General features: G+C 71.7%; 16 protein-coding genes. 8 read left to right on the forward strand and 8 right to left on the reverse strand.

The window, feature by feature from the left end; translation table 11 throughout:
* The first annotated feature begins 67 nt into the window (after positions 1-67).
* The 3 genes from AC07DO_RS09110 to AC07DO_RS09120 are packed head-to-tail and all read left to right on the forward strand — an operon-like array spanning position 68 to position 5,341.
* Positions 68-1,897, forward strand: a complete 1,830-nt coding sequence (locus tag AC07DO_RS09110; protein WP_479058005.1) for an ABC transporter ATP-binding protein — start codon at positions 68-70, stop codon at positions 1,895-1,897.
* The gene (locus AC07DO_RS09115; RefSeq protein ID WP_479058007.1) at positions 1,897-3,816 is read left to right on the forward strand and encodes an ABC transporter ATP-binding protein; all 1,920 of its coding nucleotides are present in this window, start codon (positions 1,897-1,899) and stop codon (positions 3,814-3,816) included. The genes AC07DO_RS09110 and AC07DO_RS09115 overlap by 1 nt, the downstream gene beginning before the upstream one ends.
* On the forward strand, positions 3,800-5,341 hold the full coding sequence (locus tag AC07DO_RS09120) for a class I adenylate-forming enzyme family protein (RefSeq protein ID WP_479058009.1): 1,542 nt from the start codon (positions 3,800-3,802) through the stop codon (positions 5,339-5,341). Before AC07DO_RS09115 ends, AC07DO_RS09120 begins: the two co-directional genes overlap by 17 nt.
* On the opposite strand, the gene AC07DO_RS09125 is transcribed toward AC07DO_RS09120, so the two are convergent.
* The gene (locus tag AC07DO_RS09125; RefSeq protein WP_479058010.1) at positions 5,328-5,648 is read right to left on the reverse strand and encodes an STAS domain-containing protein; all 321 of its coding nucleotides are present in this window, start codon (positions 5,646-5,648) and stop codon (positions 5,328-5,330) included. The two genes, AC07DO_RS09120 and AC07DO_RS09125, sit on opposite strands and share 14 nt — an antisense overlap.
* A gap of 263 nt (positions 5,649-5,911) precedes the next feature.
* On the opposite strand from AC07DO_RS09125, the gene AC07DO_RS09130 reads away from it, so the two are divergent.
* Together AC07DO_RS09130 and AC07DO_RS09135 are read left to right on the forward strand one after the other, a co-directional pair.
* Complete coding sequence (locus AC07DO_RS09130) at positions 5,912-6,874, forward strand: aldo/keto reductase (RefSeq protein ID WP_479058012.1); 963 nt, start codon at positions 5,912-5,914, stop codon at positions 6,872-6,874.
* Between the two features lie 65 nt (positions 6,875-6,939).
* Entirely contained in the window at positions 6,940-7,410 is a 471-nt protein-coding gene (locus AC07DO_RS09135; RefSeq protein ID WP_479058014.1) for an MSMEG_6728 family protein, read from the forward strand.
* Here AC07DO_RS09135 and AC07DO_RS09140 read toward each other — a convergent pair.
* Together AC07DO_RS09140 and AC07DO_RS09145 are read right to left on the reverse strand one after the other, a co-directional pair.
* Positions 7,374-10,172: a molybdopterin-dependent oxidoreductase gene (locus AC07DO_RS09140; protein WP_479058015.1), complete on the reverse strand. Its 2,799-nt coding sequence runs from the start codon at positions 10,170-10,172 to the stop codon at positions 7,374-7,376. The genes AC07DO_RS09135 and AC07DO_RS09140 overlap by 37 nt on opposite strands.
* Positions 10,169-10,993: an FAD binding domain-containing protein gene (locus tag AC07DO_RS09145; RefSeq protein WP_479058017.1), complete on the reverse strand. Its 825-nt coding sequence runs from the start codon at positions 10,991-10,993 to the stop codon at positions 10,169-10,171. Before AC07DO_RS09145 ends, AC07DO_RS09140 begins: the two co-directional genes overlap by 4 nt.
* 111 nt (positions 10,994-11,104) lie before the next feature.
* Here AC07DO_RS09145 and AC07DO_RS09150 point away from each other — a divergent pair, with 111 nt between their 5' ends.
* Positions 11,105-11,722, forward strand: coding sequence for a hypothetical protein (locus AC07DO_RS09150; protein WP_479058019.1), 618 nt, complete (start codon positions 11,105-11,107; stop codon positions 11,720-11,722).
* 129 nt (positions 11,723-11,851) lie between these two features.
* On the opposite strand, the gene AC07DO_RS09155 is transcribed toward AC07DO_RS09150, so the two are convergent.
* Complete coding sequence (locus tag AC07DO_RS09155) at positions 11,852-12,913, reverse strand: aldo/keto reductase (RefSeq protein ID WP_479058021.1); 1,062 nt, start codon at positions 12,911-12,913, stop codon at positions 11,852-11,854.
* Positions 12,914-13,033: 120 nt separating this feature from the next.
* Here AC07DO_RS09155 and AC07DO_RS09160 point away from each other — a divergent pair, with 120 nt between their 5' ends.
* The gene (locus tag AC07DO_RS09160) at positions 13,034-13,864 is read left to right on the forward strand and encodes a helix-turn-helix transcriptional regulator (protein WP_479058023.1); all 831 of its coding nucleotides are present in this window, start codon (positions 13,034-13,036) and stop codon (positions 13,862-13,864) included.
* Positions 13,865-13,895: 31 nt separating this feature from the next.
* Here the strand turns inward: AC07DO_RS09160 and AC07DO_RS09165 are convergent, their stop codons facing one another.
* Positions 13,896-15,392 (reverse strand): alpha/beta hydrolase, encoded by a 1,497-nt coding sequence (locus AC07DO_RS09165; protein WP_479058025.1) that lies wholly within the window; start codon positions 15,390-15,392, stop codon positions 13,896-13,898.
* A 258-nt stretch (positions 15,393-15,650) separates the two neighbouring features.
* On the opposite strand from AC07DO_RS09165, the gene AC07DO_RS09170 reads away from it, so the two are divergent.
* Positions 15,651-16,607 carry an ankyrin repeat domain-containing protein gene (locus AC07DO_RS09170; RefSeq protein WP_479058027.1) on the forward strand — a complete coding sequence of 319 codons (957 nt, stop codon included), beginning with the start codon at positions 15,651-15,653 and terminating at the stop codon, positions 16,605-16,607.
* Between the two features lie 95 nt (positions 16,608-16,702).
* Here the strand turns inward: AC07DO_RS09170 and AC07DO_RS09175 are convergent, their stop codons facing one another.
* The 3 genes from AC07DO_RS09175 to AC07DO_RS09185 form a co-directional block, all read right to left on the reverse strand.
* Entirely contained in the window at positions 16,703-16,924 is a 222-nt protein-coding gene (locus AC07DO_RS09175) for a hypothetical protein (RefSeq protein WP_479058029.1), read from the reverse strand.
* Between the two features lie 96 nt (positions 16,925-17,020).
* Positions 17,021-17,920, reverse strand: coding sequence for an NAD-dependent protein deacetylase (locus AC07DO_RS09180; RefSeq protein WP_479058031.1), 900 nt, complete (start codon positions 17,918-17,920; stop codon positions 17,021-17,023).
* A gap of 42 nt (positions 17,921-17,962) precedes the next feature.
* Complete coding sequence (locus tag AC07DO_RS09185; protein WP_479058033.1) at positions 17,963-19,093, reverse strand: FUSC family protein; 1,131 nt, start codon at positions 19,091-19,093, stop codon at positions 17,963-17,965.
* Positions 19,094-19,285 lie beyond the last annotated feature (192 nt).

Below are 19,285 nucleotides of genomic sequence, written 5' to 3' on the forward strand. Positions count from 1 at the left end.
CCTCCGGACCACCGGACCTCGCCGGGCCCGGAGACGCTACGGCCCCCGACACGGAGAAGGAGCGCCGATGACCGCCGAGACCATGGCGGGCGCCACGGCAGCCGAAGAAACCGACGACCGGCGCAGCGTCCCCCGCTGGCTGCTCGCCCAGATGCGGCCCTTCAGGCCGTACATCGCCCTCTTCCTGCTGGGCAGTCTCGCCTGGCAGGCGCTGACCGCGGCGATCCCGCTGGTCACCGGTCTGGCCTTCGACGCCGTCCTCGACCAGGACGACGGATCGCCCGACTTCGGTACGTTCCACGCCATCGCCGGCGGGCTGCTCGCCCTCATGGTCGTCCGGGCGCTGGGCGGCATCATGTCCACGTACAGCCTGGAGTCCTTCGCCAGCGGACTCGAACGCAACGCGCGCGCCCAGGTCTTCGCCAGCCTCCTGCGCAAGAGCCAGGGCTACTTCAACCGGCGGCGGGTCGGCGACCTGTCCGCACGGGCCACCGGCGACGCGGAGTCGCTGAACCTGATGGTGTCGCCGGGCTTCGACCTGGCCGTCGACCTCGCGCTGAACATCCTGATGCCGATCGTGTTCATCGCCCTGGTCGATCCGAGGCTGCTGATCTCCCCCGTCGCCTTCGTCCTGCTGTTCGCCCTGGCGCTCGCCGAACACGGGCGGCGTCTGGAGCCCGTGTCCGACGCGGCACGCGAACGCTTCGGCGACATGACGGCCCAGGCCTCGGAGAGCGTCGCCGGGATCGAGGTGGTCGGGTCGACCGGCGGGGCCGACCAGGAACGTGCCCGGTTCACCGAACTCGCCCGGGAGTACCGGGACGCCTCCGTACGCCAGGTCCGCACCCAGGCGCTGGCGCTGCCCCCGCTGCTGCTGGCCCTCGCCACCGTCGGTGCCCTGGTGCACTCCGTGATCCTGCTGCGTGACGGCTCCCTGAGCATCGGCGAACTCGTCGCCGTCCTGGGGCTGATGGGCACCCTGCGCGCACCCACCCAGCTGGCGTCCTTCAGCCTCGGGCTGATCTACCTCGGCATGGCGGGAGCGCAGCGCATCAAGGAGGTCGTCGACGACCCCGAGGGCGAGGACGAGCGCGGCGGCCGGCACACCGCGCCCGTCGTCGGCGAAGTCGCCATGGAGAACGTCACGTTCGGCTACGAACCCGGCAAGCCGGTCCTGCGCGACGTGTCGTTCCGGGTGGCCCCCGGCACCACCGTCGCCATCGTCGGCGCCACGGGCAGCGGCAAGTCCACCCTCCTGCACCTGCTGAACCGCACCTACACACCGGACGACGGACGCGTCCTCATCGACGGCGTCGCCACCACGGACTGGGACATCGGGGCGCTGCGCTCGCGCACCTCCGTCATCGAGCAGGACGTGATGCTGTTCTCCCGCACCATCGCGGAGAACCTCAGCCTCGGTTCGGACAACGGGTCCGACCGCTCCCGCATCGAGGCCGCGGCCCGCATCGCGCAGGCGCACGACTTCATCATGGCGACCGAGAAGGGCTACGACACCGTCGTCGGCGAACGCGGAGCCACCCTCTCCGGCGGGCAGCGCCAGCGGGTCGCCATCGCACGCGCGTTGATCGCCGACCCGCGCGTCCTCGCCGTGGACGACGCGACCAGTGCGGTCGACAGCGCCACCGAGTACGAGGTGCAGCGCGCCATGCGGCAGGCCTCGGACGGACGCACCACGTTCCTCGTCACGCCCCGGCTGTCCCGCATCCGGGCGGCCGACCACATCCTCGTCCTGGACGCCGGCCGGATCGTCGACCAGGGCAGTCACGAACAGCTCCTGCGGGACTGTTCTCTGTACCGCAGGATCTTCGCGCCCTATCTGAGCACGCCGGCACCCGGCGGCCCGGATTCCGCGGGCGCCAAGGAGGAGAGCCACTGATGGCGCATCTGCTGGAGGGCCTCGACCCGGAGGGCTACGACCGCCGTTACGGCGACCGCGAGCTGGCCCGCCGTATCGCCCCGTACTTCCGCGGCAAGGGCCGGGCGGTCGTCTTCGTGACCCTCGCCGTGATCGTCGCCGCCACGGCGGGCAGCGCCGTGCCGCTGCTCCTCGCGCGGACCGTCGACTCGGCTCTGGGGGACGACAGCGACGGCCGTCTCGTCCTGCTGGTCGCGGCCATCCTCGCCGCCGGCATCGCCGCCTGGCTGCTGAACCTCCTCCAGGAGCGCGCGGCCGGAACCATGGCCGGTGACGTCGTGCTCAAGCTGAGGGAGCGGGCGTTCGCGGCGGCCATGCGCCAGGACATGGCGTTCCACGACGCCCACCCCACCGGTGTCGTCGTCAGCCGCGTCACCAACGACACCCAGGCGTTCGCGACGCTGATCACCTTGATGCTGAGCCTGCTCGGCCAGGTACTGATGATCGTGATCCTGCTGACCGCCCTGTTCGTCATCAACGTACCGCTGGCCCTGGTGACGGCCTTGGTGGCCGCGGTCATCGTCGCCGTCAGCCTCGCCTTCCGGCGCGCCGCACGCAGCGCGTCGCTGCGCCAGCAGCAGGCCCTGGCCGAGGTCAACGGCTATGTGCAGGAGACGCTGCGAGGCATCGCCGTGGCGCGCAACCACAGCCACCAGCAGTCCGCGCAGGCCGGCCTAGACGAGGTCAACGACCGCTGGTTCAAGGCCAGCGTGCGGCTGAACCGCCTGTTCAGCGGCATCTTTCCGCTGCTGATCTCCCTCACGGGACTCGGCACGGTCGCGGTGGTCCTGGTGGGCGGGCACGGCGTCGACTCGGGGTCGGTGTCGGCGGGCGAGTGGGTGCTGTTCCTGGAGGCCCTGGCCCTGTTCTGGTCGCCGCTCACCAGCATCGCCTCCTTCTGGAGCCAGCTCCAGCAGGGCCTGGCCGCGGGCGAGCGGGTCTTCGCCCTCGTCGACCGCGAGTCGACGGTGCGGCAGCGCGACCGGATCCCGGTGCCGCGCCTGCGCGGCGAGATCACCCTGCGCGACGTCCACTTCGGCTACGACGACGAACATCCCGTACTCAACGACGTGAGCCTCGACATCCCCGCGGGCCGCACCGTGGCACTCGTCGGCCACACCGGAGCCGGCAAGTCGAGCGTCGTGCGGCTGATCATGCGCGCGTACGAATTCCAGAAGGGGAGCATCGAGGTCGACGGTCTCGACGTGCGCACCCTGGACCTCGGCCAGTACCGGCGCTGCCTCGGCGTGGTGACGCAGACGCCGTTCCTCTTCTCCGGGACGGTCGCGGACAACATCGCCCGTGGCCGGCCGGGCGCCGGACGCGACGAGATCGAGGCCGCGGCGCGTGCGGTGGCGGGCGGCGACTGGCTCGAGCAGCTCGCGCAGGGTCTGGACACGCCCACCGACGACGGCGGCCGGAACCTGTCGACCGGCCAGCGCCAGATCGTCGCGCTCGCCCGCGTCTTCCTCCAGGACGCGCCCGTACTGATCCTCGACGAAGCCACCGCGAGCATCGACCCGCTGACGGAGGCACAGATCCAGGAGGGGCTCGAGGCTCTCGCCGCGGACCGCACGACGATCGTCGTCGCGCACCGCCTGCCCACGGTCCGCAAGGCGGACACGATCGTCGTCGTCGACGACGGCCGGATCATCGAGGAGGGCGACCACGCCACGCTGCTGGCACGGGGCGGGGCGTACCGACGCCTCTACGAACGCTACTTCCGTCACCAGCAGCCCGACGAGGACCCCGCCGAGGCCGCCGAGCCCATGGAGCTCCGGCCCGCCGCACCCGCGCCGCTCGCGGGCGCCGTCGCGTCGGCGAACGGACACACGGACCAGGACGGAGAGGAGAGCGTGGTCGATGGTCACCGCGTCTGAGAGCGAGGCGGACGGGCTCGACCGGCCCGGCCCGACAACCTTGTGGGAACTGCTCGACAACGCCACCCGGGCCCGCCCCCGCGCCATCGCCGTACGCGGTGAGGACGCCGTGCTGACCTACGGCGAGCTGCACGAGAAGGTGCTGGCCGCCGCGCGCCGCTTCAGGGCACTCGGCGTCACCGAGCGCGGCACGGCGGGGCTGCTCCTGGAGAACACCCCGGACTCGGTCGTCGCGCTCCTCGCGGCGGCCCGTCTCGGGCTGCGGCTCGTCCCCCTGGAACCCGGCACTCCGCGCTCACAACTCACCGTCGTGCGAGAGAAGTTGGGCCCACTGTCCGTCGTGGGCCATGCCGCGAGACTCACCGCGCTGGACGGCGCGAAGGGCCCGGACCCACTCGACTGCGCGCTCGTGCCCGTGGAGGACCCGGGAAGCGACGCGCCCTCCCGGGACCCGGATGACGACGAGGCCGCCGCGCCCGACGCCCCCTTCCTCCACCAGTACACGTCCGGCTCGACCGGAGAGCCCAAGGTGGCCGTCCACACACAGCGCAACCTCGTCAACGGCGGTGACATCTACGCCCGTTCCTACGGGGTCACCGCGGACGACCGCATCCTGGCCGCCGTCCCCCTGCTGCACTCCTTCGGCCTGGTGGCCGGGCTGGTCACCGCTCTGCGCGCCGGGGCGGAGCTCGTCCTCCTCGGCCGCTTCACCCCCGCCCGGCTCCTGCGCGCCCTGGACGAGCACGCCTGCACGGTCCTCGTCGCCGCCCCCATGGTCTACGACCTGACGACCCGCGCGGCCGGCGCGGGCTCGCCCGTGCCCCGCGCCCTCCGCCTGTGCCTGTCCTCGGGGGCGGCCCTGCCGCCCGCCGTGGCGCAGCGGGCGAAGGACCGGCTGGGTCTGGACATCCAGCAGGTCTACGGCTGCACGGAGGCCGGAGTCATCGCCGCACGGCACCCGGAGGACGGCTCCGCGGCGGACCTCGGCGTGGGCCGGCCCATGCCCGGCGTGCGGATCCGTGTCGTCGACGAGCGGGGGGAGGAGGCGCCGCGCGGCGAGGAAGGGGCGCTGCTGGTACGGACACCCGCGATGTTCACGCACTATCTCGGGCACGACGACGCCACCCGGCGGGCCTTCGCCGACGGCTGGTACCGGACCGGCGACATCGCCCGTGTCGGCCCCGAGGGCCACCTGCACCTGGTCGGGCGCAAGGACTCCTTCATCAATGTGGGCGGCAAGAAGGTGAACCCCCTCGAAGTGGAGCAGGTCCTCCTGTCCCACCCCTCGGTCGCCGAGGCGGTGGTCTGGGGCGAGACGACCGGCGACGGCGGCGAGCGCGTACGGGCGTCCGTGGTGGCGCGGACCACGCTGCCCGCCACGGAGCTGACGTCCCACTGCCGTGCCCGGCTCCTGCCCCATCAGGTGCCCGCCGAGGTCGACTTCGTCGCCTCACTGCCGAAGAGCTCGATGGGCAAGATCAGGCGCGCCGCGGTGCGCACGGCCCCGGGCGTCAGGCGGTCCTAGCCTGTTCGAGAGTGGGGTGACAGGGGATCACCGTGTCGAGGCCGATGAGCTGGATGACGCGCAGCACGGACTCGCTGGGAGCGGCGATGCGCAGCCAGCCCTGTGCGTCCTTGACGGTGTGATGTGCGGCGATGAAGACGTTGATGCCGCTGGAGTCCATGAAGGTCACGTCGCTGAGGTCGACGACGGTCCGCGGCGGCGGCACGCCGTCCGCGGGGATCAGGGCCTGACTGAACTCGTCCTTGACGGCGTGGTCGATCTCTCCGTACAGAGCGACGATACGGACGCCGTCGACGGCGGAGCGCACGACGGAGAGCCTTCCGTGCCTGGTCTGCCCTGACTGTGTGCTCGGCCTGGTCGGTGTGGTCTGCCTGCCGTATCGGCCGGGGTTCGGGATGTCGGCCACGTTCTCCTCGGCGGTGCCTGGGTCGTTCCGCGTTCCGGGTCGGTCTGCCGGACCGAGTCTGCCCCATTTTCACCGGCCGACGCGGAGAAACCGGTCGAAGTCCCTCCCGTGGGTATCCGTACCCGCAGAATGACGTGCATGAGGGAAGGCAGGGAAGCCGACGTATGACAGAGCAGACCGACGTATCCGCCGGACGGCCGCTGTACGGGTGCATGGGGCTGGGCGGCACCTGGGACGACGCCCCGTACACCGCCGCGGACATCGCCCACGCCGAAGCCGCTGTGGAGGCCGCGCTGTACATCGGCATCACGGCGTTCGACCACGCGGACATCTACCGTCGGGGCAAGTCCGAGGCGGTGTTCGGCGAACTGCTCGCCAGGGCGCCCGGTCTGCGGGAGCGGATCGTCCTGCAGACCAAGTGCGGCATCCGGCAGGCCGACGGGCACCATCCCGGCATGTACGACCTGCGGTCCCAGCACATCGTCCGGTCCGTCGAGGAGAGTCTCACCCGGCTGCGTACCGACACCATCGACGTACTGCTTCTGCACCGCCCCGATCCGCTGGCCGACCCGCAGTACACCGCGAAGGCGCTCACCTCGCTGCACGGGCAGGGGCTCGTGCGCCGCTTCGGCGTGTCCAACATGAGCGCCGCACAGATCGAGCAGCTCCAGGCCCACCTCGACGTCCCGCTGGTCGCCGACCAGTTGGAGATGGGCCTCGGCAGCCGGGACTGGGTCGAGGCGGGCGTCCTCGTGAACACCCCGGCGGCGGCCGAGATCGGCTTCCCGCACGGCACCGTCGAGTACTGCCGGGCGCGCGGGATCCAGCTCCAGGCGTGGGGCGCCCTCGCCCAGGGCCGCTACACCGGTCCCCCGCATGCGACCGACCCCCGGGATTCCGCGGCCGCGGAGCTCGTCACCGGCCTCGCCGAACGCAAAAGGACGACGCCGGAGACGATCCTGCTGTGGTGGCTCCAGCGCCACCCGGCCCGCATCGCGCCTGTCATCGGCACCAGCCGTCCCGAGCGCATCCTCGCCTGCCGTGACGCCGTCGTCCGGGAACCCGAACTCACCCACGAGGAGTGGTACGACCTGTGGGTCGCCGCCCGCGGAGGCCCCCTGCCCTGACCGGTCCGCCCGGTGGGAGGCGGACGGGACGGGTGGGATCACGGCCGCCGCGGTAGGCATGCACCGTGCAGACCTTCCTCCCGTACCCCGAATTCACGCGGTCCGCCGCGGTCCTCGACCAGGCCCGCCTGGGCAAACAGCGCGTCGAGGCCCTCCAAGTGCTGCGCGGCCTGACCGTGCCCGGCTACGGCTGGCGGCACCACCCCGCGGTCCGCATGTGGACCGGCTACGAGGAGGCCCTCGTCCGCTACGGCCTCGACGTGTGCGCGGTGTGGGTGGCGGAGGGCCGTACCGACACCTGCGCCACCACCCTGCTCACCGACTTCGCGCAGCACCGTCCGGGCACCGCCGTGCGCGCGCAGGAAGAGCTCGCCGACGAGGGCGAGCTGCCGCCCTGGCTCGGGGACCCGGCCTTCCACCGCAGCCACCGGTCGGCGCTGGTGCGCAAGGCGCCGGAGGTCTACGCCCCGCTCTTCCCCGGCGTCCCCGACGACCTGCCCTACCTGTGGCCGTCCTCCGACCGGTCCGCCGCGTAGCCCGCCGCCCCCTGCCGGTTCATGGCCAGCCAGACGCGGTCCCGGGTCATCGGCGTCTCGGTGAACCGGATGCCGGTGGCGTCGCGCAGGGCGTTGGCGAAGGCGGGGGCCACCGGGTTGAAGGGGCTCTCGCTCATCGACTTGGCTCCGAGCGGGCCGATCGCGTCGGTCGTGTCCGCGAAGTGGACCTCGGTGCGCGGCACGTCGGCGAAGTGCGGGAGGCGGTAGCGGCGGAAGGCCGCCGTGGTGACCTCGCCGCGCCCGTCGAGCCGGACGGTCTCGAAGAGCGTGGCGCCGAGCGCCTGGGCGACCGCGCCCTCGATCTGTCCGCGGCACTGCAGCGGGTTCAGGACCCGGCCCGCGTCCGCGGCGTGCACGCTGCGCAGGATCCGCATCTCGCCGGTGTCCGGGTCGACGGCGATGCGGAACCACTGGGCGTTGAAGGCGACGGAGCGGGGGCTGCCGTCCCAGTGCCCCTCCCCCACGAATCCCTCCTGGGCGCCCTCGGCACGGGCCGCCTCGTACAGCGCCGTCAGCGGGACGCGGCGCCCCGCGCAGTCGACCGCGTCCGCGCCGAGCACGCACCGGGGGCGGGCCACCCCCGTGTGCCGTGCAGCGAAGGCCTCGACGCGCCCGGCCAGGGATTCCGCGGCGAGCAGGACCGCCTTGCCGGCGACGACCGTGCCGGTCGAACCGAAGACACCGGTGTCGTGCCGGACGACGTCGGTGTCCGACTGGCGCACTCCGATCCGGTCCACGGTCGTGCCGAGCGCCCCGGCGGCGATCTGTCCGTGGACGGTGGTGCTGCCGTTGCCGAGTTCCGCCGTGCCGGTGGCCAGGTCGTACGTCCCGTCGGCGAGGAGGCGGACACGCGCGTCGGCGTGGTGCCCGCCGGGGAGCCCGGTGGCGATCATCGCGACCGCCGCGCCCTGGCCCGTCAGCCACCCCTCCGGGACGGCGTCGACACTCCTGTCCTCCGCGACGGCGTCGCGAACGACCGTCAGACACCGGCCGAGGCCGTACGAGCCGATGTGCAGGTCCTCGTCCTCACCGGCCGGGCCGGTCGGGCGGTCGCCGGGGCCGATGAGGTTCTTCTCGCGGAAGTCGAGCGGGTCCATGCCCAGGCGACGCGCCGTCTCGTCCATGGCGGACTCGACGGCGAAGGTGACCTGTCCCAGGCCGTACCCCCGGAAGGCGCCCGACGGAACGCTGTTGGTGTAGACGGCGTAGGCGTCGACCTTCTTGTGCGGGGCCCGGTAGAGGGCGAAGGGTTCCGTGACGCTGCGGAGCAGCACGGCGGGCCCGTGGTTGCCGTATGCCCCGGTGTCGGAGACCACTCGCATCTGGAGGGCGGTCAGCGTGCCGTCGGCGCGGGCGCCGACCTTGACGCGGATCGTGAACGGGTGCCGGGTGGTGGCGCCGTGGAACTGCTCGGCGCGGGTGTACTCCAGCTTGACGGGACGGCGCAGTGTGAGCGCGGCGAGGACGACGACGTCCTCGGTCAGCATCTCCTGCTTGCCGCCGAAGCCTCCGCCGACGCGTCCCGTGACGACGCGGACGCTGTCCTCCGGCAGGCCGTACAGGGTGCACAGCGCTCGCCGGGTCAGGAAGGGGGTCTGGCTGCTGGTACGGACGGTGAGGCGCTCCGCCGCCCCGCTCTCCTCGAAGTGGGCGACGCAGCCGTGCGTCTCCAGGCTCGCGTGCTGGACGCGCTGCGTGCGGTAGGTGCCCTCGTGGACGACCGCGGCTTCGGCGAACCCGTCGTCGACGCTGCCGACCTCCGCGTGCACCTCGCCTGCCACGTTGTTCTCGACGCGGGCGATCCGTGCCTGCGGCCCCTTCCCGGCGTGGATGACGGGCGCGCCCGGGCGCATGGCCTCCTCCGGGTCGGTGACGTGGGGCAGTCGCTCGTACGTCACGTCGATGTGCCGGCAGGCTTCCTCCGCCGCCTGCTCGCTGTCGGCGACGACGGCGGCGACACGCTGGCCGACGTGCCGGACGGTGTCGTCCAGGACGCGGGTGTCGCCGGGATCGTCGGTGGGGTCCTCGTGGCGTGCGCTGGAGTACAGCGTGGCGGGGGCGTCCTCGTGGGTGAGCACGGCGTGCACGCCGGGGACGCGGAGCGCCGCTGAGGTGTCGACGGCGACGACACGGGCGTGCGGGTGCGGGGAGCGCAGCAGCTTCATGTGGAGCAGGCCGGGCACCTCGACGTCGAAGGTGTACCGGGCGGTGCCGGTGACGATCTCGCGGCCGGCCGGGGCGCCGGGGCTGGCGCCCACGGTCTGCCCGGCGCAGGGGGTTTCGGTGTGCCGCAGGCCGCGGACGGCGTCCTCGATGGCGCGGTATCCGGTGCAGCGGCAGATGTTGCCTTTGAGGGCGTGTGGCAGGTCGTCCAGCGCGTCCTCGAGGGCGACGGTGGTCATCAGGAACCCGGCGGTGCAGAACCCGCACTGAAAGCCCTGGGCGTCAAGGAAGGCCTGCTGCACGGGATGAAGTCCCCCGCCGCCCCCACCCTCGCTCCCGTCCTTGTCCGCGAGACCCTCGACGGTGGTGACGGACCGCCCGCGCGCCCGCACGGCGGGATAGAGGCAGCTGTGCACCGGCTCGCCGTCCACATGAACCGTGCAGGCCCCGCAGTCCCCCGCGTCGCAGCCCTTCTTCACCCCGAACCAGCCGCGTTCGCGCAGATAGGTGCGCAGACACTGGCCGGGGCGCGGCGCGGCGTCGTACGACTGCTCGTTGACCCGGACCGTGAAGGTCATCGCGCACCCTTCAGGGTGAGTTCGCGGCGGATCTGCTCGGCGAGGCGGAGGGTCATGTGCCGCCGCCACTCGGGCAGTCCGTGGATGTCGTCGAACCAGTCGGAGTCGGCGACGGCCGACGTGATCGCCGCGCGCAGCTCACTCTCGCCCGGGGGCCGCGCGAAGGACAGCCGGAACGGCCGACGGGTCGCGGCCGTGATGGTCAGGGCCAGCGAACGGTCCGCCGGGTCGAGCGTCCCGATGACGAGAGCACCGGAGCGTCCGAGGCCGTACAGCGACACTTGGCGGAACGCCGTACGGCACCGCAGGGCGCGGGCGGGAACCGTCACCGAGCGCAGCAGTTCGCCCTCGGCGAGCTCCTTGCTGCCGTCCCCGGTGACGAAGTCCACCGTGCGCACCCGCCGGAGCGACCCGTCCTGGGCCTGGAGCGAGCACTCGCCGTCGAGGGCGGCGGTGAGGGAGATCATCGGTCCCGCGGGCAGCGCGTGACAGAGGTTGCCGCCGACGGTCGCCATGTTCCAGATCTTGAACGAGGCGAGGAAAGCGCGGCAGCACTGGTCGAAGAGAGGGGCGGCCGCCGCGTCGAGCGTCCGCCCGAACCGGGACAGCTGGGCGATCGTGCACGTAGCGGAGATCCGCACCGCGCCGTCCGGCAGCGTGCGGAGCGGCTCCCAGCCCAGCCGGCTCAGGTCCACCAGGCGCCGCAGCTGCGGCTGGGGTTCGGAGAAGAGGTACGTCCCCCCACCGAGCCAGGCGTCGCCCGGCCGCCAGGGCCCGCGACGGCGAGCGTCGCACACGTCGAGAACCGTGTTCAGATCCATGTCTCCCACCGCGTCGTGACATCCACTCCGATTCAACGCGCCCTGCGCAGAAGGGATGTGCGACGCCGCGCCCATTTGCCAGAAGCGGCGCACGGTCACAACAATGATCGGATGACAAACAGGGGGCGCATTCTCAAGATCACCGCCGCGCTGACGCTGTCGTCGCTCGCCCTGACCGGCTTCACGACGGGCCGGGGCCACGGTGGCGGCAGCCGTCACAGCGGCGGGGGTGGCGGCGGCGGTTGCAGCAGCTCGAGCCAGGACCACGACAGTTCGTCGTCGAACAGCTCGGGCACGTTCGGGTCGTCGACGTCCGGGTCGGGCTACGACGACGATGACGACATGTACGGCAGCGGCGACAGCAGCGGGGACAGGGGTAGCGGCAACACGCGCCGGCGGCTGCCGACCGACGACTCCACCGGGTCCACCTCTTCCGGTTCAGGGAGTAAGCGCACGGAGGACGCGACGGCGAAGCTGGTGCGCTGCGCGTCGAAGGCGGCCCCGTACGCGACGGTCAAGGTCACGAACAAGAACGACAGGGCCGGCCGCTTCTGGGTCTCGGTCACGTTCGTGGACGCCGACGGCATCACCGTCGTCGAGCAGTCCGAGAAGGTGAAGGTCCCCGCGAACGGAAAGGCGACGACCCGGGTGGAGGTCGGCGGCAGCGGCCTTGCCCGCTTGGTGGAGCACTGCGAGGTGGATCCGCAGGCGCTGCCTGTCTCGGCCTGAGGGGGTTGGTGGCGCCCCGCCCACTGCCTTTTCGACCCGTGGCGCTTCTCCCCTCGGAATCTGATCGGCAGCCGAGGACGTGCCGGGGGGCAGCGGTGGCACCGCTGCCCCCCGGCGCTCGATCGGACGTCAGCGGCGCGGCTCGATCTTCAGTTCGCCGCTGTTCAGCGTGCGGCCCCTGTCGCTGGCGAGGAAGTCGTGCGGGAAGCCCAGCCCGATCGCGCCGGCCTCTTCGAGGCGGGCCAGTTGGGATGCGGTGAATTCGACGTCCAGGGCACCCAGGTTGTCCTTGAGCTGCGCGGGGGTGCGGGCGCCGATGATCGGTGCCGTCACGCCCGGGTTCTGCAGGGGCCATGCCAGCCCGACCTGGCCGGGGGTTCTGCCCTGCTCCGCGGCGACCGCTTTCACGACGTCCGCGATGGCGAGATTGCGCTCGGTGAGCGCGCCGTTGGCTCTGTTGAACCCCTTGCGGGTGCCGTCGGCGCCCTCTTGCGTCGCGGTCAGGTCGTCGCGGCTGTACTTCCCGGTGAGCACCCCGCCGGCCAGCGGTGAGAACGGGACCACCCCCAGCCCCATCTCGCGCGCCATGGGGATCAGATCACGCTCCCCGGTGCGTTCGATCAGGTTGTATTCGGTCTGCAGCGCGACCAGCGGCGACCAGCCCCGCAGGTCGGCGATCGCCTGCATGCGGGAGACCTGCCAGGCCGGGACGTTGCAGATCCCCACGTACAGGACCTTGCCCCGCCGGACCAGATCGTCCATGGCGCGCAGGATCTCCTCGACCGGCGTCGTGAAATCCCACACGTGCAGGTAGAGCAGGTCGAGATAGTCCGTCTTCAGTCGGCGCAGACTGTCCTCCACCGAACCGAACAGGGCCTTGCGATGATTCCCTCCGGAATTCGGATCGCCGGGCCGCCGCAGCGTCGAGAACTTCGTCGCCAGCACCAGACTTTCGCGGCTCGAGCGGGTGAACTCGCCCAGCAGCCGCTCGGAGCTGCCGTTCGTGTAGGTACTGGCGGTGTCGATGAAGTTGCCACCGCTCTCGACGTAGAGGTCGAACAGCTTGCGCGCCTCGTCCCGCTCGGCGCCCCAGCCCCACTCGGTGCCGAAGGTCGCCGCTCCCAGCGCCAGCGGTGAGACCCGCAGCCCGGAGCGGCCCAGCAGCCGGTAGGTGTCCAGGGTGAGCGACATCGTGTCCTCCTGTGCTTGTGCCTCGTTGCCGAAACCAAGCCTGTGGCTGCCGCAAGTCGGGGGTAAGGGAGAGGAGTTCCTGGGAAAGCCAGTCCTACCCGGGCTGTAGCATCGAACGCGATGACCAGCACCGCGGACACGACGCAGGAACTCGCCGCGTTCCTGCGGGCCCGACGTGAGCGCCTGGACCCGCACGACTTCGGTCTGTCTTCGCGTCGGCAGCCCCGGCGGACCCCGGGACTGCGCCGCGAAGAGGTCGCCGAACTGGCCGGAGTCAGCGTCGACTACGTCGTGCGCCTGGAGCAGGGCCGCGGGCTACGGCCCTCGGTCGACGTGGTGGAAGCACTGTCCCGAGCGCTGCGCCTGACCCCCGACGAACGCACCTACCTCTTCGACCTGGCCCAGCAGCGCCCCCGCAACTCCGGCAAGTCCGCGACCACCGCGCCGCCGCAGCTGGCCCAGCTGGTCGCCGACCTGTCTCCGTTGCCCGCCATGCTGATGAACCACCGCTACGACATCCTCGCCTGGAACGGCGAAATAGCGCGGCTGCTCCTGGATTTCGATACGTTGCCGCAGTCACAGCGCAATGCGATGTGGTTGTGTCTGATGCATCCGGGGATGCGTGACTTCTACGTCGACCGCGAACGCGTCGTACGGGAAGGTGTCGCCCACCTGCGCGCTGCCTGGGCCGCCCATCCCGAGGACCGGGAGCTGGCCGACCGGATCTCCGAATTCGCCACCCGTGACGCGGAGTTCGCGCAATTCTGGGGCGAGCGCGACGTCAAGGTCAACGGTCGCGGCCACAAGGTTCTGCGGCATCCTGACATCGGCGTGATCGCCGTGCATTTCGAAGTGCTCGCGCCGCTTCAAGATCCGGACCAGCGGCTGGTGATCTACCGCGCTGCGGACGACGAGAGCCAGTCCGCACTGGACCGGTTGGGACCGCGGTGACGCGGCACCCGCGACTCCCACGGGTTGCGTCTCAAGATCGGGCGCAGGAGGTGTCGTGCGCCGGACGCTGCCCCGTGGCCAGGAAGCGGGACACCGTGCGGTCGCCACACGCGTTTCCGTTGGCGAGGTAGGCGTCGTGGCCGGTGGCGTCGGCCGTCACCATGACGGCACGGTGGCCGAGCGCCTCACGCAGCTTCAGGGCACCGCTCAGCGGGGTGTTGGGGTCGCGCTCGTTCTGGACGAGAAGGATGTTGGACGGGCCACGGTCGGTGATGCGGGTGGCCTGCTTCGCCCGGTAGGGCCAGGCTGCGCAGAGCATCGCGTTCCTGGGCATGCCGGCGGTCAGCGGATACGTGGCGCGGCTCTCGGCGACGCCCTTCTGGTACACGGCAGGTGACGTGGGCCACGCGACGTCGTTGCAGAGGGTCGCGGAGCCGACGGCGACGGCGTTCTGGACCGCCTTCTCGGGCGGCGCCGGGGGCGCGGGCGGCAGGTCCCCCTTCAGAGCGCCGCGCATCAGGCGGGCGAGGCCGGGGAAATCGTCGGGGTCGTCCATCGCGTTGAGCATGGTCTGCCGCAGTACGTTGCCGTTCAGTACGGCCGGGTTGGCGTCGGGCCAGGGGATCGGTTCGCGGTCCAGGCGGGCGGCGAGGCGGAGGAAGAGCGGACGCACCTCGGCCGCCGTCTCCGCGAGGCGGTCCTCGTTGTCCGGCGCCGAGGCCCACTCGGCGAACTCCGGAAAGGTGTCCTCGACACCCCGCTCGTGCGCCGCGAGCCAACCGCGGCCGACCCGGCGGGGGTCGGGATCGTCGTTGCTGTCGAGCACGATCCGGTCGGTGCGGTGCGGGAACAGCTGGCTGTAGACGGCGCCCACGTACGTTCCGTACGAGACGGCCCAGGCCGAGAGTCTCTCCTCGCCGAGCGCGGCCCGGATGCGGTCGATGTCGCGGGCGTTGTCGACCGTGCTGATGTGGCGGATGAGTTCACCGCCGTTGCGTGCGCAGGCGTCGGAGAGGCGTTTCGCCGTGACCATGTTTTCGGTGACGGAACCGTCGGGGGCGGGCCAGGGGCGCAGGGCGGACGGCGCGAGGTCGGCGGGTTCGAGGCCGCAGTCGACCGGTGTGGAGCGGCCGAGGCCGCGGGGTTCGAAGCCGATCAGGTCGTAGGCGTCCCGCACGCTCTGCGGCAGCTTCTGCCCCTTGCCGGAGGGGGCGTCGATGCTGGACCCGCCGGGCCCGCCGGGGATCAGGAACAGGGCACCCCTGCGGGCTCCGGGCTTCTCGCTGGGTATGCGGGAGATCGCGATCTCGATCTGCTCGCCTTCGGGATGGGCGTGGTCCATCGGCACGGCGAGCGTCGCGCACTCCTGGCGCGTGTCCGCCCCCCGGCCCCCGCACGTCGTCCAGTCGAGCGACGCGGTCGTGGTCGTGGGAGCGGTCGGCGCCGCGGACGCGGTGACCGGCCCGGTGAGCGTGAGGACCGCGGCGGAGGCGGTGAGCAGGACGGTGTTCCGCTTGATCTTCGTCATACGGAGGATCTTCGCCGTCGCCGCGGGGCGGCCGCATCCTCCCAACTGGCGGACACGCATGGGGGTTTACCCCGACCGGCCACCTAAGGGCCGCGAGGGGGCGCCCGGAGAAGGCTTCCCGCCGACGGACGCGAGCCCCCGCCCTGCATCGCGGCCGCCAACGCCGCAGGAGCGACCGTCAGCCTCAGGCGCTCGCGATGTCAGACCCGTGTGCGAGCGTGATGTGTGCAGTGCCCGCGACGCGACAGGGGAGGGCTGGTGGCAGTGGTGAGTGATGGCTGGGCCGGTATGGGCTGGGACTGGACCGATGTCGACGACGTGCGTCAACGCCTCGACGAGGGTGCCGATCCGGAGAAATGGGGTGGAGGTGTGCCCCTGCACCGTGCGGCGGTGTTCGGGTCTCCGGAGGTCGTCGCCGAGCTGGCCGGTCGGGTCTCGGATGTGGACGCACTGGAGCACGGCGTGACGGCACTCTGGGAGGCCGTCGTGGCCAAGAAGCCGGAGAACGCACGAGCGCTCGCCGATGCCGGGGCTGATCCTTGGCGGTCGGCTCTCGGTGGTTGGTCGCCGGGACGACTGAGCCTGGCCGGGCCCACGCCGGACCTGTTCGAGGTACCGGAGGGGGTGCGCCTGACGAACGCGGAGCGTGCAGCGGCGGACGAGGCCGCGCGCCTCACCTCGGCACTGGGCACCTTCTACTACGACGGTACGGGGCTGGCCTGCGTGGCCGGCATCGACGCGGCCGAGGCGATTCGCCGTCTGGAAGCGGCGCCGGTGGGTGACGACGTCGTCGAGGAGCTGCTGGAGGATCCGTTCGAGTACGACATGGACGAGAGTCTGCGGATCATCGGCGTGACCTCTGTACCGGGCGGCTGCGTCCTGACACAGCCATGGGGATACGCACCGCACATGCCCGGCGTGCTGACCCGGTTGTCCGCCGACACGGTCTGTTACGGCCTGTACGCCAATCCCAAGAGCGGCAATCAGGGCTCCATCGCCCGTCATGGACGTATGGAGGGCTCGGACCTCCACCCTGGCGGTGGACCGTACGACGACGAACCCTCGGGGGACGTGTTGGCTTCCTACCTCTACCGCCACGACGCCGTGGCCTACTCGTGCGCCTTCGCAGGACTGCGTCCGACCGACCGGCGTGCCGTCGTCGGGCCTCCCGATGCGTGGGTCGAACTGCCCGATCGCGACTACTGGCATCACTGATCTCGACCGGCGGGATGGGCGGGCCTCTCGACCACCCCGCCCCGGGCGGGCGGGCGCCTACGACCTCGTAGCGCTCCTGGGCCCTGAGGGGCAGGTCACGCGCCCTCGTCGTCCAGTACCCGCTGGACCGCCTGCTGGGCCTCGTAGAAGTCCGCGTCGGAGACCCGCGGGTCGTCCTCGACGGTGTCGAGCCAGTCCGCGATCTCCTCGGGCGTCCAGAGGTCGAAACCCTTTGGAATGTCGAGCGTCGTGGTGTTGGCGCGCAGCTGCTCGGCGGCGGCTGCCTCCTTGACGCTGCGGGTGCTCACTTCGATCATCGTGCTTCTCCCCTCGGGTCCGGGAACGGACGGGCGACGTTGCCAGAGGAGGGCCCGGGATGTCCAACCGTGGCGGCCGTCGCGTCCGGATCCGGGTCAGGAGGGCGGCAGGACCTGCTGCACCACGTCGGTCAGGGCGCGGCCCAGGGGGAGGTCGACGCGGGTGGCCAGGCGGTCGCCGCGGGTGGGGCCCTGGTTCACGATCAGGACCGGGGTGCCGGACTGTGCGGCCTGGCGCACGAAGCGGAGGCCGGACATGACCGTCAGGGACGAGCCGAGGACCAGCACGGTCGTCGCGCCGTCGATGAGGGCGCGGCACACGGCCACCCGCTCGGGCGGGACGTTCTCGCCGAAGAAGACCACGTCCGGCTTGAGCACGCCGGTGCCGCAGGCCGCGCACGCCACCGTCCGGAATCCGCTGACCGCCTCGTCGGGCAGGTCCACGTCACCGTCCGGGTTCACCCGGGCCGCGCGGTGCCGGGCGGCGACCTCCTCGAAGCCGGGGTTCGCCCGGCGCAGGCGGTCGTCGAGCGTCGCGCGGTCGCCCGCCGCGCCGCAGTCCAGACAGATGACGCGGTCCAGGCTGCCGTGGAGCTCCACCACGTTCCGCGCGCCGGCCGCCTGCTGCAGCCCGTCGACGTTCTGCGTGATCACTCCGGCGACGAGACCCGCTTCGGCCAGGGCCGCCACCGCGCGGTGACCGGCGTTCGGGCGGGCCCCCGCCATGGACCGGCGGCCGAGCTGGCTGCGCGCCCAGTACCGTCGGCGCGCGTCGTCGCTGCCGATGAATTCCTGGAACGTCATGGGCACGTGGTTGCGCCGGAACGAGCCGTGCTGCCCGCGGTAGTCCGGGATGCCGGACTCCGTCGAGAGGCCCGCTCCGCTGAGCACGACGACGCCTCCCGCGCGCACCGCGGCGACGACCGCCGAGAGGTCGGTCGAGGCCGGAGGCAGGTCGCCCTGCGGCTCCCAGGTCAACGTGGGTCGCGTCCGCATGTCCTTCAGTTTAGAGCCGGGCTCCGACAGTGATCGGCCGCCTCAGGCGTCCGCGGTGTCCTGGAGCACGTCGCAGGTGTTCTGGAACTCCTCCATCAGGCGGGTTGCCTCGACGATCAGGACCCCGTACGGGCGGGACGCGTCGGCCAGCGGCAGTCCGTATTCCTGCGCCGCCTCCAGCACCTTCTCCAGCGCCTCCTGTGCGGTCCCGGCGAGCCCGCACATTTCTTGGGCCTGGTCGGACAGCGTGTCGGAGTCGAGCTCGACGATGACGTGCACGATGTCGCGCAGGGTCGCGGCGAAGTCGGCGTAGGCCTCGAGCGCCGGGGCGTAGGTGTACGTGTCCTCCGTCTCGCGCCACCGGCCGAGACTGCGGGTCAGCGAGGCCAGCTGGTAGACCGCGCGTTCCATGGCGCCGAGCGCCTGCCGGTAGCGGTCGAACGTGAGGTAGCCGCGGTGGGCGGGGAGCAGGCGGCGCGGGTTGAAGGGCACGCTGCTCTCCGCCGTGCTCAGCCCGGTCCGCGCCTGACCCACCGCGTCCTGCACGCGCTCGCCCGCCTTGCGCCACTGTTCGGCCCGGTCGGCGTCCACGTCGCCGCTGCTCAGACCGTCGGCCATGTCGTCGAGCAGGTACTCCATCTCCGCGGCCAGGGCGCGCAGGCCCTGCTCGGCGCTGCGGTAGCGCAGCGGGGGCGCGATGCACAGGTTGACGACGAGACCGATGCCGCAGCCGATGAGGACGAGGAGGATGATCTGCCCGAGCTGGAGGGCCCGGTCGGCGTTCGTGGCGGCGACGGAGTACGTCGAGAAGGCGAAGAACGCGGCGGTGGCGACCTGGGAACGCTGCTCGCCGAGCGCCGTCCACTGGCCGAGGCTCAGCGCGACGGCGGCGACCACGACGAAGGCGAACAGGTCGGGTCCCGCGGTGAAGCCGATCGCGGACTGTACGGCCACGCCGACGACGACCGCCGCGATGTAGCGGAGCGTCTGCCACACCGACTTCTGCAGCGTGACGTTCATGATCAGCACCGCGGAGAACGGTGCGAACGCGGGGGACGTGGCGTTCAGGACGTCGTGCGCGACCCACCACGACAGCGTCGCCGCCAGGACGCGCTTCGCGATGAGGAGCACCGTGTGCCGCTCGTGCCCGGACGAGCTCCACGCCCGCGCCACCCAGGACCCACCTCTACGCAACCACTCCACCACGCGCTCCGACCGCCCTCTTGTGCTCTGTCCCGACCGTCGGGAACTTCAGAAACTGTGTAACCCGCATCGACCACTTGAATCGGGGTCGGCGTCCCGATGCGATCGAGGCCACCATGCTGGTGAGCAGCGCGTCATCCCAGGAAGCGCGGCGTACGACGG

This window comes from Streptomyces sp. NPDC045678 (assembly GCF_056432085.1).